The sequence below is a fragment of the Staphylococcus succinus genome, from assembly GCF_029024945.1.
In the GTDB taxonomy this organism is placed as follows: Bacteria; Bacillota; Bacilli; order Staphylococcales; family Staphylococcaceae; genus Staphylococcus; species Staphylococcus succinus.
The window spans coordinates 1,752,372-1,767,856 of the sequence record NZ_CP118976.1 but is presented as its reverse complement, the minus strand read 5'-3'; the positions used below and the strand labels follow the sequence as shown (position 1 = coordinate 1,767,856).

Genomic DNA, 15,485 nt, shown 5'->3' with positions numbered 1-15,485 from the left:
AGTGTGAACTTGAATAAGTTATTTGTCAGGAGGTGCCTATCTATGGAAGAGCATTATTATGTAAGTATAGATATCGGTTCATCAAGTATTAAAACAATAGTAGGCGAAAAATTTCACAATGGCATTAATGTGATAGGTACAGGACAAACCTACACAAGTGGAATAAAAAATGGACAGATTGATGATTTTGACATCGCGAAACAAGCGATTAAAGATACAATTAAAAAAGCTTCTATTGCTTCAGGGGTAGATATTAAGGAAGTATTTTTAAAACTTCCTATTATCGGTACTGAAGTGTTTGATGAATCCAATGAAATTGAATTTTATGAAGATACTGAATTAGATGGTACACATATTGAAAGTGTACTTGAAGGTATCCGTGAAAAAAATGAAGTCCCAGATACAGAGATAATTAACGCATTCCCAATTAAATTTGTAGTTGATGGGGATAATGAAGTTTCAGATCCTAAAGAATTAATTGCTAGACATGGCTTGAAAGTTGAAGCTGGTGTTATCGCAATTCAAAAATCAATTTTAATCAATATGATTAAATGTGTTGAATCATGTGGTGTAGATGTGTTGGATGTATATTCTGATGCATACAACTTTGGTTCAGTTCTATCAGCCACTGAAAAAGAATTAGGTGCGTGTGTCATTGATATTGGTGAAGACATGACACAAATTGCATTCTATGAACGAGGTGAACTTGTTGATGGTGATGCAATAGAAATGGCTGGCCGTGATATTACTGAAGATATCGCAGAAGGTTTAAATACATCTTATGAAACAGCTGAAAAAGTTAAACATCAATATGGTCACGCTTTCTTTGAATCTGCTTCTGATCAAGATATTTTCACTGTTGACCAAACAGATAGTGATGAAGAAGCACAATTTACACAAAAAGATTTAGCAGACATTATTGAAGCACGTTTGGAAGATATATTCTTTGAAATTTTTGATGTGTTACAAGAATTAGGACTTACTAAAGTTAATGGTGGATTCGTTATTACAGGAGGGTCAGCTAACTTATTAGGCGTCAAGGAACTACTACAAGATATGGTTAGTGAAAAAGTGAGAATACATACGCCATCACAAATGGGTATTAGAAAACCTGAGTTCTCATCAGCAATTTCTACAATTTCTAGTAGCATTACTTTCGATGAAATGCTAGATTATGTTACAATAAGTAATCATGACAGTGAAGAATTCGAAGAAGAAGTCATCGAATCTGATGATAGAGAAAACAATACAAAATCAAGCGGATTTGATTGGTTCAAGAAAAAATCGAATAAGCAAGAAGAATCGCAATCACCAACATCTGATTCGGAACAACAACATGTAAAAGAGGATTACGAGGAAAAAGTAAACGTCGATGAAGACGCTGAAGGTAAACCTCAACATAAAGAAGATAAAGAAGAAGGTAAATTTAAAAAACTGATGAAATCTCTATTCGATTGATTGGCCATTAAAACTAGGAGGAAATATAAATGTTAGAATTTGAACAAGGATTTAATCATTTAGCGACGTTAAAAGTCATCGGTGTAGGGGGCGGCGGAAATAACGCTGTAAACCGTATGATTGACCATGGTATGAACAATGTTGAATTTATTTCTATCAATACGGACGGACAAGCTTTAAACTTATCTAAAGCAGAATCTAAAATCCAAATTGGTGAAAAGTTAACTCGTGGTTTAGGTGCAGGTGCGAATCCAGAAATTGGTAAAAAAGCTGCTGAAGAATCACGAGAACAAATTGAAGATGCTATCCAAGGTGCAGATATGGTATTCGTAACTGCTGGTATGGGTGGCGGTACTGGTACTGGTGCAGCTCCAGTTGTAGCGAAAATTGCTAAAGAAATGGGCGCATTAACAGTTGGTGTCGTTACACGTCCGTTTGGTTTCGAAGGCCGTAAACGTCAAACACAAGCAGCAGCTGGTGTAGAAGCTATGAAAGCAGCTGTAGATACATTAATCGTCATTCCAAATGATCGTTTATTAGATATCGTTGATAAATCAACACCAATGATGGAAGCGTTCAAAGAAGCAGATAATGTTTTACGCCAAGGTGTTCAAGGTATTTCTGACTTAATCGCTGTATCAGGTGAAGTAAACCTTGACTTTGCAGATGTTAAGACGATTATGTCTAACCAAGGTTCAGCTTTAATGGGAATTGGTGTTTCTTCTGGTGAGAATCGTGCAGTAGAAGCAGCTAAAAAAGCAATTTCTTCACCATTATTAGAAACTTCTATTGTAGGAGCACAAGGTGTACTTATGAACATCACTGGTGGCGAATCACTTTCACTTTTTGAAGCACAAGAAGCTGCTGATATCGTTCAAGATGCTGCAGACGAAGATGTGAATATGATTTTTGGTACTGTAATTAATCCAGAATTACAAGATGAAATCGTGGTAACAGTGATTGCAACTGGTTTTGAAGATAAACCATCAGCACAAGGGCGTAAAGCTTCTAATACTACATTTGGTAGCAGTGCAACAAGCAGTACACCAAAAGAAGAACCATTTGCTTCAAGTCAAGCAAGTGTATCTCAACAACCAACTGAAAGTGCTAGTGAAGGCAGAAGTCATACTACAAACGAAGATGACATTCCAAGCTTTATTAGAAATAGAGAAGAAAGACGTTCAAGAAGAACTAGACGTTAAATTTATTATTTAAGTTAATCTAACAGAACGTAATTCACATAAATTAAAAGCTATAGTAAGTAACGATAAATGTTAAAATGATGTCATCAGGTCCAAAGATCTGATGACTTTTTTGGATTAATTTGAAATTGTTAATCAAAATAACTTTTCATCATACAAGTTTAAGAGAAATTTGAGTAAATGTATCAATCTAAAGTAAGTAGTTATATTAATGTTATAAAAGCGTTTTACAATAACATTTATTGGAGGTAAGTAGTATGCAAGAGAGATTCAAGAAGTATAACCACATATTGAAGTATGAGACAAGCCAATTAGAAAAAGTAATATTGGGTATAACTACTAGAGAAGATGGCTTGAGTCCTTATCCTAAAGAAGCATTTAATTTAGCTAGGTATATTGATGATGATTCTATAAATATTACACAGCATCAAGAGCAACTTGCAGCTACAATCCATTATCCAAGGGAGCAATGGGTGTTTCCGATACAAACCCATGAAAATAAGGTGGTTGAAGTAACAGACGAAGATAAAGGGACGAATATTGATGCATTATCAGATGAGCTATATGGTGTAGATGGTATGTATACTTACCAGTCTGATATATTGCTAACGATGTGTTATGCAGATTGTGTACCCATATACTTTTATAGTGAACCACACCATTTTGTAGGATTGGCGCATGCGGGATGGAGAGGAACAGTTGGCCAAATTGCTAATGAGATGGTAAGTAAAATTGATTTTGATGTGAAGGATTTACAAGTTGTTATAGGTCCTGCAACATCATCCACCTATGAAATTAATGATGATATTAAATCAAAATTTGAACAACTACCTGTTGATACTAATCAGTTTATTGACAGAAGAGCTGAGGATAGACATGGTATCGATTTAAAACAAGCAAATGCTTTGTTACTTGAATATGCCGGTGTTCCTAAAGATAATATTTACATTACAAATTATGCTACGTCAGAGGATTTATCTTTATTTTTCTCATATAGAGTTGAAAAAGGAAACACTGGACGCATGTTAGCATTTATTGGTCAATAATGGAGAGGTGTAAAGAATTGAACGTACAACAAAATTTAGAACAGATTAATGAAGAATTAAAAGTACACTGTAAAAAAGAACATGTTTCAACATTGCCAAACGTGATTGCAGTAACAAAGTATGTTACAATAGACCGAGCTAATGATGCATATTATGCGGGAATTAGGCACTTTGGTGAGAACCGTATAGAAGGTTGTCTTCAGAAAAAACAAGCGTTACCAAATGATATCGTAATGCACTTTATTGGTTCTTTACAAACAAGAAAAGTTAAAGAAGTGATTAATGACATCGATTACTTTCATGCATTAGATCGTTTGAAATTAGCAAAAGAAATTAATAAAAGAGCTGAACATAAAATTAAATGTTTTGTTCAAGTAAATGTTTCAGGAGAATCGTCCAAACAAGGTGTTTCTCTAGAAGACGTCAACACTTTTATTGAGGATTTAGAACAATTTGAAAAGATAGAAGTAGTTGGTCTTATGACTATGGCTCCATTAACTGAAGATGAGCCATATATTAAGAGCTTGTTTCAAGCATTAAGATTAAAAAGAGATGAAATTAAAGCGCTCAATTTAAATTATGCACCGTGTAAGGAGTTATCTATGGGAATGAGCAATGATTTTCATATAGCTGCTGAAGAAGGGGCATCGTTTGTGAGAATTGGGACTAAACTTGTAGGAAAAGAGGAGTGAGCCCCGTGGCTTTAAAAGATTTATTTAGTGGATTTTTCGTGGTTGAAGAAGAAGATGACGAATTAGAAGCGCCACCAGAAGAAGAAAAAGATAAACAACAAAATAAACAACAAGCGCAGTCTCAAACCAATTTTAGAGAACAACCAAATAATGAAAATATAGAACGCCAAAAATCGATACAATCCGTGCCCAAAAAACAATCATCGAGGTTACAACAATCATCCGGTGAAAGGAAGTATCAAATGAATAACAATACACCAAAAAATAATACTAGGAACGTTGTGAATATGAATAATCAAGAACAAGATAATTTTGATTTTGCACAAGAAAGTTCTAAAATGTGTTTATTTGAACCACGTGTATTTTCTGATACACAAGATATTGCAGATGAATTAAAAAATCGTCGTGCGACTTTAGTTAATCTACAACGCATAGATAAAGTTTCTGCAAAACGTATTATAGACTTTTTAAGTGGTACTGTATATGCTATCGGTGGTGACATTCAGCGTGTAGGATCAGATATATTCTTGTGTACACCTGATAATGTTGAAGTGGCAGGTAATATTACAGACCAAATTGAAAATATGGAATACCAAGGTGAATAGAGGTAGAAATAAATGGATATAAGTTTATTAGCAAGTATATTTAAATTTATTTTATTCTTGGTTCAAATTTATTACTATGGCATGATTGTATATTTCTTTATGTCATGGATACCTAATGCAAGAGAAAATAAATTTGGTCGATTTTTACAAAAAATATATGAACCCTTTTTAGAGCCATTTCGTAAAATTGTTCCTCCCATCGGTATGATAGATATCTCATCGATTGTTGCAATAATTGTACTTGTATTGTTCCAAAGAGGATTAATGAGTATTTTTAATATGATTTTGAATTATATGGCCTAAACTTGTATATCTTATAGATAAGGTTTAAAGTATACTTATGACTAACGTATAAAATAAATGAGAAGCACCTAACGTTGTATAACGCGAGGTGCTTTGTATTGTGTTTGGAGTGATTTACATCGATATATATCAACATTTTAGAAAAGAAGAACATGCATTGATAGATGAGCTTATAGACAAATGTCATCGTGCTAATGATCAATATGCGCCTGTATTAACTACATTCCTTGACCCCCGTGGGCAACATATTATGAGTGTTATTGTCGGTAGCTTTGACGATTTAAATGTAACCTTTTATGGTGGGCCACATGCAGAAAGGCAAAGGGCGATTATAGCGCCGACATATTATGAACCTGAAGTAGAGTCATTTGAAATCACCTTAATAGAAGTAGATTATCCTAAAAAATTTGTAACGCTACAACACCAACATGTGCTTGGTACAATAATGTCCTTAGGTATTGAAAGAGACCAACTGGGTGATATTTTAGTAGATGAAAATGTACAATTTACTTTGACAAAACAATTAGAATCTTATATTATATTGGAATTAAATAGAATTAAAGGTGCAACGGTTAAACTTAATTCTATTCCAATAAAAGATATGATACAATCAAAAGAGCAATGGCAAACCTTTGATACGACAGTGAGTGGTTTACGCTTGGATGTTGTGTTGAAAGAAATTATCCGTAAATCTCGGACAGTTGCCAAACAATTAATTGATAAAAAAAGAGTTAAGGTAAACCATACAATTATTGATTCAGCAGATTTCCAGCTAGATAGTGGTGATTTATTATCTATACAAGGTTTTGGACGTGCAATGATTACTGAAATCGGCGGCAAAACTAAAAAAGATAAAATACGTATTTCTTATAAAACTTTGTTCAAATGATGTTATACTGAAGGAGTAAAGTTTGTACTGTCAACGATAATGCAAGTCATGAAATTGCAAATAAATACGTTACATTAAAAGAGTTATTTATTAACAAATAAAGCTATTTCATATGTTTAATGAAATATTAAAATAGTGTATTATAGAGGGAGGATAACGCATGCCTTTTACACCAAATGAAATAAAAAACAAAGAATTTACACAAGTGAAAACTGGCTATGAACCATCTGAAGTTAAAAATTATTTAGAACAATTAAGCAGTGAAATTGTTCGTCTAAAAGAAGATAAAAATCAATTAGAAAAAGTAATAGAAGATAAAGAGACAAATATTCAATCTTATAAAGATGTGCATCAGTCAGTAAGTGATGCATTAATACATGCTAAACAAGCTGGGGAAGAAACGAAAGCCGCTGCTAACAAAGAAGCAGAAGCCACGGTTGCTAAAGCTCAGTCAGAGGCGGATAAAATCGTAAATGACGCTGTTGAAAAAGCGCGTCGACTTTCATTCCAAACTGAAGATATGAAGCGACAATCTAAAATATTTAGATCACGTTTCCGTATGTTAGTTGAGGCACAACTCGATTTACTTAAAAATGAAGATTGGGATTATTTATTAAATTATGATCTTGATTCCGAACAAGTAACACAAGAAAATATCAATCACTTAAATGATAAAGAGTTAACTGATGAAGAAAAAGCGATGAAGGCTAAAGCAGAATCAGAAAACAATTCATAATTATTTCAGCTAACAATAACAATGAATAACAGACAAGTAAGTAGCACAATGCATATCACAGCGAGTTAGGGACAGTGTGAGCCTTTCATATGTAAGCTGCTTATATCACTGTTATAAACAATAGTATACGATATCAATGAGAGAACTCTAAGTTGAGTTAATCAGGGTGGTAACGCGGTTTATGTCGTCCCTGTTAATTGAACTTAGGGTTCTTTTTATTGACTGAACCACAAGAATTAAGACTGAAAATTGTAATAAGGAGTGTACAAAAATGGATTATAAAGAAACATTATTAATGCCAAAAACAGATTTTCCAATGCGCGGGGGTCTTCCGAATAAAGAGCCTAAGATCCAACAAGAATGGGAAGAAAAAAATATTTACCAAAAAGTATTAGATAAAAATGCTGGTAATCCATCGTATATTTTACATGATGGACCACCATATGCTAACGGAAACTTGCACATGGGGCATGCATTGAATAAAATTTTAAAAGATATCATCACGAGATATAAATCGATGCGCGGATTTTATGCACCTTACGTACCAGGTTGGGACACACATGGTCTACCAATTGAGCAAGCATTAACTAAAAAAGGTATTAAACGTAAAGAGCTGTCAGTGGCGGAGTTCAGAGAAAAATGTAAAGCATTCGCATTGAAACAAATTGAAGGTCAGAAACAAGATTTTAAACGTTTAGGCATTAAAGGTGATTTTGATAATCCATATATCACATTAAATCCAGAATATGAAGCTGCGCAAATTCGTTTGTTTGGTGAAATGGCTGATAAAGGACTTATTTATAAAGGTAAAAAACCTGTATATTGGTCTCCATCAAGTGAATCTTCATTAGCGGAAGCTGAGATTGAATATCAAGATAAGCGTTCAGCATCAATTTATGTGGCTTTTGATGTAAAAGACAGTAAAGGTATTGTAGATGACGATGCTAAATTTATCATTTGGACAACAACACCGTGGACATTGCCTTCAAATGTAGCGATTACAGTTCATCCTGATTTAACTTATGGACAATATAAAGTAAATGGTGAAAAATATATTATTGGTAAAGATTTAGTCAATGATGTGGTAGAAGCTTTAGAATGGGATGAAAATGCTGTTGAATTAGAAAAAGAATTTAAAGGTAAAGAATTGGAATATATTGAAGCGCAGCATCCATTCGTAGATCGAGTTTCATTAGTTATTAATGGTTTGCATGTAACAACAGATGCTGGTACAGGATGTGTACACACGGCACCAGGACATGGTGAAGATGACTATGTTGTTGGGCAAAAATATAAATTACCTGTCATTAGCCCTGTTGACGATAAAGGCGTATTTACTGAAGAAGCAGGCCAATTTGAAGGTATGTTCTATGATAAAGCGAATAAAGCAATTACCGATGTTCTTAAAGAAAATGGCGCATTACTAAAATTAGAATTTATCACACATAGTTATCCACATGATTGGCGTACTAAAAAACCTGTTATTTTTAGAGCTACACCACAATGGTTTGCTTCAATCGATAAAGTTCGTCAAGAAATCTTAGATGCTATAACGGATACAAACTTTAAAGTTGATTGGGGTAAAACACGTATCTTCAATATGATCCGTGACCGTGGTGAATGGGTAATATCACGTCAACGTGTATGGGGTGTACCTTTACCAGTATTTTATGCTGAAAATGGGGATATCATCATGACAAATGAAACGGTAAACCATGTTGCAGACTTATTCGAAGAATTTGGATCAAATATTTGGTTTGAACGTGAAGCCGAAGATTTATTACCAGAGGGCTTTACACACGTAGGTAGCCCTAATGGCGTATTTACTAAAGAGACAGACATTATGGATGTTTGGTTTGATTCTGGTTCATCTCATCGCGCTGTTTTAGAAGGTCGTCCTGAATTATCTTACCCAGCAGATTTATATTTAGAAGGTAGTGACCAATATCGTGGTTGGTTCAATTCATCTATCACAACTTCAGTTGCGACTAAAGGACAGTCACCGTATAACATGTTATTATCACATGGTTTTGTTATGGACGGTGAAGGTAAGAAAATGAGTAAGTCACTAGGTAATACGATAGTGCCTGATACAATTGTTAAACAAAAAGGTGCAGACATTGCGCGTCTATGGGTAAGTAGTGTGGATTACCTTTCAGATGTTCGTATTTCAGATGAAATTTTAAAACAAACTTCTGATGTATATCGTAAAATTAGAAATACATTAAGATTTATGTTGGGTAATGTGAGTGATTATAATCCTGCTGTGAATGCTGTAGCTGAAGCAGATTTATTAGAAGTTGATAAATATCTATTAAGTAGATTACGTGAATTTACAGCAAATACATTAGACAATTATGATAACTATGACTATTTAGATATCTATCAAGAAGTTCAAAACTTTATTAATGTAGAATTAAGTAATTTCTATTTAGACTACGGTAAGGATATCCTGTATATTGAAGAACGTGATTCGCATAAACGTCGCAGTATGCAAACTGTTTTATACCAAATTGTTGTAGATATGACGAAATTATTAGCACCAATTTTAGCGCATACAGCAGAAGAAGTATGGTCACACATCCCACATGTGGAAGAAGAAAGTGTTCACTTAACGCTTATGCCAGAGCGTGTGGAAATAGATCGTGAATTCGTAGATAGATGGAACACATTTATGAAATTACGTGACGATGTCAACCGTGCCCTAGAGGTTGCACGTAGTGAAAAAGTTATTGGTAAATCGCTAGAAGCTAGAGTTGTAATTGGTAGTAATGAAAACTTCGACGCAACGTCATTTTTACAACAATTCAACGACTTACATCAACTTTTTATTACTTCACAAGCAGAAGTTGTTGATAAAGTTGAAAGTGGCGTAGCATACCAATATGGTGATATTCACATTGAACATGCACACGGTGAAAAATGTGAGCGTTGTTGGAACTATAGTGAATCATTAGGTTCAGTAGGTGAACTAGATCACTTATGTCCACGTTGTCAAGAAGTCGTGAAGACGCTTGTCTAGTTAATTTATTATAAAATATAGACTGACATGATAATACTTAAAGACCTATTTGTAATTTGCTAAAAGCAAATACAAATAGGTCTTTCTATTTTGTGAGATAGAGTAGATCAGTTGCTTGATAATTACTAAAAATTACATTTGTTCATTTAAAATTAGTATGGGTCTTTCTACATTCGGAGGTTTGATTGCGTTGTGTTAACACGTAGTTATATTAATTATAATAAAATAAACACCAACAGATTATTATAATTGTATTATGTTAACGATAAATGTTGAACAGATGAAATGATTTTTTATAATGATTTATAAAGCGTATAATAGGATAAATAGAAAGCAAGAAAGGTGTTATTTATGTTTCATAATAAAAACGACCATTTTATAAATGGAATTACTTTGAACGTTAAAGATATAGAAGAAATGAAACATTTTTATAGTAATATATTAGGGTTAAATATTGTAATGGAATCCGATTCAAACATACTATATCAGATTGGCGTGCAAAATCACTTTATCTCTTTAAATCAAATAGAGAGAGGTAGAGAGCCATTAAGCGCCGAAGCGGGCTTGTTTCATTTAGCCATTCAGTTATCATCACAGTCAGCGTTAGCAGATATACTTGTTCAATTAAGTTATTATAGTCTACCTGTGGATGGTGGAGAGAATCATTTAACGACGTCTTTATATGTTAATGATCCTGAAGGTAATGGATTGGAATTTTATGTTGAAGCGCATAATGAAGATTGGGATAATTTTGAAGAACAAGTTACTTTAGATACACTACCGATTAATGTTCCAAAGTTATTGAAACACGTTTCAAATAATCAATGGCAAGGTATGCCGAATGAAAGTCAAATTGGCTATTTAAATTTAAAAACAATTGCATGGCATAAAGTAAAACCATATTACAAAAATTTCTTTAACCTTGAAGTTGCATCTTTAGATACAGATGAAGCACTATATATGTCATCTAAAGGTGATTACCAGCATCTAGTGGTGAATAATTGGCATTCATATATTAAAAGAATTGAAAACGATGTTACGTATGGTTTAGCTTGTGTTGATTGTTATTATCCAGATACTGCACATAAACGATTAACGGGCCCTGATGGAATACAATTTCGTTTTAACTATTACGAGGTAGAGTGATGCTATGAAGAGAAGGTTAACGATAATGTTAGTGAGTAGTATGATAATCACTGGAACGGCGACATTTGAAGGGATAACAAATAGAGATATGACTGAGCCTGATAATCATTTTTGGTCATTTAATCCTATGAAATATAACCCTTATACTAAAGGTCAATGCACAAATTATGTTTTTGACAAAATACGAGCACATGGCAAGCAAATCGGAGTGAGTTGGAATGATGCTAAGTATTGGTCCTCCCATGCTCAAAAAGATGGATATCGCGTAAATTCAATTCCTAAAGTAGGAAGTATCATGCAATCTAGTAAAGGAAAATATGGACACGTTGCATATATAGAGAAAAAGTATAAAGATGGTTCCATAGGAGTCAGCGAGATGAATTATCATAAACCCTATGAAATTACAGAAAGAACCATTTTTCGAAATGAAATCAAAGATTATAAATATATTCATCCTAAAAACAATTCACACATATAAAAGTGAAATGTGATGATATTGAGTGTATGGTTAAAAAAGGTCATATCTAACAGTTATATTATCTTTGAAAATATAAAATGAGTTTTAGTGTGCCCGTATGTTTGAAGTGAATCAATAAAAGATTCTACTTCTTGCATATGCTTAAAACGTACTTTAAACATAAAACAACTATCACCCGAAACTCTATAACAACATTCTACATTGTTTTGTTGAGCGATAAAGGATTTAAAATCTTGGTATAAGTTATTTTTTATAGTTATTTCAATAATAACATCTATAGCGTATCCCAAAATAGTATAGTCTACGTCAATAGTATAGCGTTTGATAATTCCAATATCTTTCAATTTATTTATTCTATCTCTAACAGAAGGTGTAGAAAGATTTACATTTTTACCAATACTTTCTAATGATATTTTACTATTTTCTTTTAATTGTTGGATGATTTTTCTGTTTGTTAAGTCCATAGATAAAAACTCCTTTATTTTAATAAGTATAATATTAAAACACCTCATATAACTCATTCAATTCTCCCTATATATACAATAAAATAATTATAGATAAGGAGAGTGAATTATGACTATTATACAGCCGTCTTTACACGGAGAAACATCATTTCAAAGATTACTAGGTTATAATGAAGCGGTAATGAAAAACTGGCGTGATTTGAGCGACATATTAGAATGTGATGGTGCACTATCGGGTGAGTTAAAAGAAGAGATAAGACGTATGTTAGCACAACAAAATGGATGCTTGTATTGTAAGGCTAAAGGGAAACCTAAAGGTCATCTCAAAGATAATAAATCAGCAGTTTGCTTAGGCTTTACGGATGTGTTTTTAAAATTAAACACGGATATTCCAGAGTATATCATAAATATATTACAAGATAATTTAACTAATAGCGAAATAAGTGAACTGATTGCCTTTATTACATTTACTACCAGTCAACAATATTTTGGTGCCTTAATGAAGCTATCACCAAATGACGAAAAAATATAAATATAGTTATTAAAAATGCTTTGTTTTGATATCAATAGTTGAGTTTGAGAAACATGGAATGGAAGATTTACACTTTATTATCGAGTAAATATAATTATAAAGTGTAAAGTATTAAAGGATTTTGATAAGAACAGGTTTATTTTAGCTATAATTTTACTGTTATTTAAACTGTAACTTTTTTTATAAGTTTGATTAGGATATAATGAGAGTTGTTGTAAAACGACTGAGAGTATAATAGGAGGTACAGACATGAAACGTCAGTACTACATTGGTATTTCTTTATTCATAACAATCGTTATATTAATATTAGATCAAATTACAAAATTTATTGTTGCTAGTTCAATGAAAGTTGGAGACTCATACGAAGTTATACCCAACTTTTTAAATATTACTTCTCACAGAAATAATGGTGCAGCTTGGGGTATTTTAAGTGGTAAAATGGGCTTCTTCTATATCATTACCATCATTATACTTGTGGTACTTATTGTTTTTTATATTAAAGAGGCAAAACAACATTTACTAATGCAAATTGCTATTAGTTTGTTATTTGCAGGTGCTTTAGGAAACTTTATTGATCGTGTATTACATGGTGAAGTTGTAGATTTTGTGGATACATATATATTTGGATACAATTTCCCAATATTCAATGTAGCAGACGCCAGTTTGACGATAGGTGTTTTGTTGATTATTATCGCTTTGTTAACAGATATGAAGAAAGTAGAATAGGAGAGATTTTGCATGGAAACACATGAGTTTAAAATAGAAAATCCAGAAGAAACAGGGCAGCGCATCGACAAATTACTACCAGAATACAATTCAGATTGGTCACGTACGCAAATTCAAGACTTAATCAAAGAGTCACTTGTGAAAGTGAATGATAAATTGATTAAATCAAATTATAAAACTAAGCTTAATGACCATATTGTTGTAACGGAAAAAGAAATTGTTGAAGCTGATATTAACCCTGAGAATTTAAATTTAGATATATACTATGAAGATGATGATGTTGCAATCGTGTATAAGCCTAAAGGTATGGTAGTTCATCCTTCTGCAGGTCATTACACTGGCACACTTGTTAATGGTTTAATGTATCAAATGAAGGATTTATCAGGTATCAATGGAGAAATTCGTCCGGGTATCGTACACAGAATTGATAAAGATACATCTGGCTTGTTGATGGTCGCTAAAAACGATATCGCGCATCGCAGTTTGGTTGACCAATTGGTGAATAAAACAGTAACGCGTAAATATGTGGCACTTGTTCACGGCAATATCCCACATGATTATGGGACAGTTGATGCGCCAATTGGAAGAAATAAAATTGATAGACAATCGATGGATGTTGTCGATGACGGTAAAGATGCGATTACACACTTTAATGTCCTAGAACATTTTAATAAATATACATTGATAGAATGTCAATTAGAGACTGGTCGTACACACCAAATACGTGTGCATATGAAATATATTGGTTATCCTTTAGTAGGTGATCCAAAGTATGGTCCGAAAAAAACATTGGATATAGGTGGTCAAGCGTTACATGCAGAAGTGATTGGTTTCGAACATCCAGTAACGCATGAATATATTGAGAAATCATCTGCATTACCTGACGATTTTGAACAGTTACTGTCAGATATACGTAGAAGTGATAGCTAAAAATTAGCAATACAAATCACAAGTATTCATGCTAAATGTTATGCTTCGTAAGATACTTTGGCTTGGATATCAATAGCTTATTTAATTTGAAAATGACGGTGTCTGCTTTACTTCAGTAGATACCGTCATTTTCTTTTGAATATATTAGGCGATATTTAATATGATCTCTTACATCATTGAATGTATACGCAAGATAAAGGTGAAGACAAGTACATTAAAGAATACTATATAAATATAGCTTTAATTATGGAAGCAGCAGTTGTTCCCTAAATACACTTGCAAGTTTAGTCTATTCGTGATAATATTATGACAGTTTAATAAAGCGAACGTACGTCTTTAAATGAAAGTCCAGAGAGGCTTCGAAGACATGACTTTAATTAAGGTATACAAACATATGATTTGTGAAAACAAATTAATACTACTGTAGCTATAACATTTAGCACAGTGGGAGACATAAATATAACCATATTTATGTAAGAGAAATCATCTAAGTAAAGCAAGATATGTCTCTTAATTGTTTGTGATATCCTTATAAGTAAACCTCATGTCTGAATAAAGGCATGGGGTTTTCTTTATATCCTAAACATTATTGCATTAATAAGTTGTTGATTAAACAAATTAAGGGAGGTGCCTAAAATGTCAGAACGCGTTATTATGGATGAAGCGGCTATACAGAGAACGGTGACACGTATTGCACACGAAATTTTAGAATATAATAAAGGTACTGATAATTTAATATTGTTAGGCATTAAGACGCGTGGGGCTTTTTTAGCAAGACGTCTCCAGCAAAAGATTGAAAGTATCGAAGAAAAAGTAGTGCCTACGGGGACAATCGATATTACCCAGTTTAGAGATGATTTAGAACAAACATCGAATCACAGCAATGAAAAAACATATGAGATAGATGTAAATATCACAAATCAAGTCGTCATAATTATTGATGATGTTTTATATACAGGAAGAACGGTCAGAGCATCATTAGATGCAGTACTTCAATATGCTAGACCTAAAAAAATAGGCTTAGCAACATTAGTTGATCGAGGCCACAGGGAATTACCAATACGTGCAGACTTTGTAGGAAAGAATATTCCGACTGCAAGGGAAGAAGCTGTTTCGGTATTTCTTGATGAAATCGATTCAAGAAATGCAGTAGTAATTGAATAGCACCTTTTAATTCAGTACGAGAGACTGAGAAAGGGAAGAGGTTTGGAATCATGTGACTAATGACTGCGCACATACCTAGATAGGTTTGTAGT

At 33.1% G+C, this 15,485-nt stretch carries 16 protein-coding genes; 15 read left to right on the top strand and 1 reads right to left on the bottom strand.

The annotated features are described in order from the left end of the window. The first annotated feature begins 42 nt into the window (after nt 1-42). From ftsA to PYW31_RS08525, 11 genes are all read left to right on the top strand, one after another. Entirely contained in the window at nt 43-1,458 is a 1,416-nt protein-coding gene (gene ftsA, locus PYW31_RS08575; RefSeq protein ID WP_046836169.1) for a cell division protein FtsA, read from the top strand. Between the two features lie 29 nt (nt 1,459-1,487). Continuing rightward, nucleotides 1,488-2,660 (top strand): cell division protein FtsZ, encoded by a 1,173-nt coding sequence (gene ftsZ, locus PYW31_RS08570; protein WP_046836170.1) that lies wholly within the window; start codon nt 1,488-1,490, stop codon nt 2,658-2,660. Nucleotides 2,661-2,917: 257 nt separating this feature from the next. Then, nucleotides 2,918-3,706: a peptidoglycan editing factor PgeF gene (gene pgeF, locus PYW31_RS08565; RefSeq protein WP_046836171.1), complete on the top strand. Its 789-nt coding sequence runs from the start codon at nt 2,918-2,920 to the stop codon at nt 3,704-3,706. Between the two features lie 17 nt (nt 3,707-3,723). Continuing rightward, entirely contained in the window at nt 3,724-4,398 is a 675-nt protein-coding gene (locus PYW31_RS08560) for a YggS family pyridoxal phosphate-dependent enzyme (RefSeq protein ID WP_046836172.1), read from the top strand. A 5-nt stretch (nt 4,399-4,403) separates the two neighbouring features. After that, nucleotides 4,404-5,003 carry a cell division protein SepF gene (locus tag PYW31_RS08555; protein WP_046836173.1) on the top strand — a complete coding sequence of 200 codons (600 nt, stop codon included), beginning with the start codon at nt 4,404-4,406 and terminating at the stop codon, nt 5,001-5,003. 12 nt (nt 5,004-5,015) lie between these two features. Continuing rightward, nucleotides 5,016-5,306, top strand: coding sequence for a YggT family protein (locus PYW31_RS08550; protein WP_046836174.1), 291 nt, complete (start codon nt 5,016-5,018; stop codon nt 5,304-5,306). Between the two features lie 109 nt (nt 5,307-5,415). After that, nucleotides 5,416-6,195: a YlmH family RNA-binding protein gene (locus PYW31_RS08545; RefSeq protein ID WP_046836389.1), complete on the top strand. Its 780-nt coding sequence runs from the start codon at nt 5,416-5,418 to the stop codon at nt 6,193-6,195. Nucleotides 6,196-6,355: 160 nt separating this feature from the next. Next, entirely contained in the window at nt 6,356-6,931 is a 576-nt protein-coding gene (locus PYW31_RS08540; RefSeq protein WP_046836175.1) for a DivIVA domain-containing protein, read from the top strand. 271 nt (nt 6,932-7,202) lie between these two features. Next, nucleotides 7,203-9,953 carry an isoleucine--tRNA ligase gene (gene ileS / locus PYW31_RS08535; RefSeq protein ID WP_046836176.1) on the top strand — a complete coding sequence of 917 codons (2,751 nt, stop codon included), beginning with the start codon at nt 7,203-7,205 and terminating at the stop codon, nt 9,951-9,953. A 351-nt stretch (nt 9,954-10,304) separates the two neighbouring features. Continuing rightward, the gene (locus tag PYW31_RS08530) at nt 10,305-11,099 is read left to right on the top strand and encodes a VOC family protein (protein WP_046836177.1); all 795 of its coding nucleotides are present in this window, start codon (nt 10,305-10,307) and stop codon (nt 11,097-11,099) included. Nucleotides 11,100-11,103: 4 nt separating this feature from the next. Continuing rightward, nucleotides 11,104-11,577: a CHAP domain-containing protein gene (locus tag PYW31_RS08525; RefSeq protein WP_046836178.1), complete on the top strand. Its 474-nt coding sequence runs from the start codon at nt 11,104-11,106 to the stop codon at nt 11,575-11,577. Between the two features lie 53 nt (nt 11,578-11,630). On the opposite strand, the gene PYW31_RS08520 is transcribed toward PYW31_RS08525, so the two are convergent. Continuing rightward, a complete protein-coding gene (locus PYW31_RS08520; RefSeq protein ID WP_046836179.1) occupies nt 11,631-12,041 on the bottom strand; it encodes an Lrp/AsnC family transcriptional regulator in 411 nt (136 codons plus the stop codon). A 109-nt stretch (nt 12,042-12,150) separates the two neighbouring features. Between PYW31_RS08520 and PYW31_RS08515 the strand changes: the two genes are divergently transcribed. The 4 genes from PYW31_RS08515 (at nt 12,151) to pyrR (ending at nt 15,393) form a co-directional block, all read left to right on the top strand. Further along, nucleotides 12,151-12,573, top strand: coding sequence for a carboxymuconolactone decarboxylase family protein (locus PYW31_RS08515; RefSeq protein WP_046836180.1), 423 nt, complete (start codon nt 12,151-12,153; stop codon nt 12,571-12,573). A gap of 249 nt (nt 12,574-12,822) precedes the next feature. After that, nucleotides 12,823-13,299, top strand: a complete 477-nt coding sequence (lspA, locus tag PYW31_RS08510; protein ID WP_046836181.1) for a signal peptidase II — start codon at nt 12,823-12,825, stop codon at nt 13,297-13,299. Nucleotides 13,300-13,311: 12 nt separating this feature from the next. Further along, on the top strand, nt 13,312-14,229 hold the full coding sequence (locus PYW31_RS08505) for an RluA family pseudouridine synthase (RefSeq protein ID WP_046836182.1): 918 nt from the start codon (nt 13,312-13,314) through the stop codon (nt 14,227-14,229). Between the two features lie 636 nt (nt 14,230-14,865). Continuing rightward, nucleotides 14,866-15,393 (top strand): bifunctional pyr operon transcriptional regulator/uracil phosphoribosyltransferase PyrR, encoded by a 528-nt coding sequence (pyrR, locus tag PYW31_RS08500; RefSeq protein ID WP_046836183.1) that lies wholly within the window; start codon nt 14,866-14,868, stop codon nt 15,391-15,393. Nucleotides 15,394-15,485: the final 92 nt, after the last annotated feature.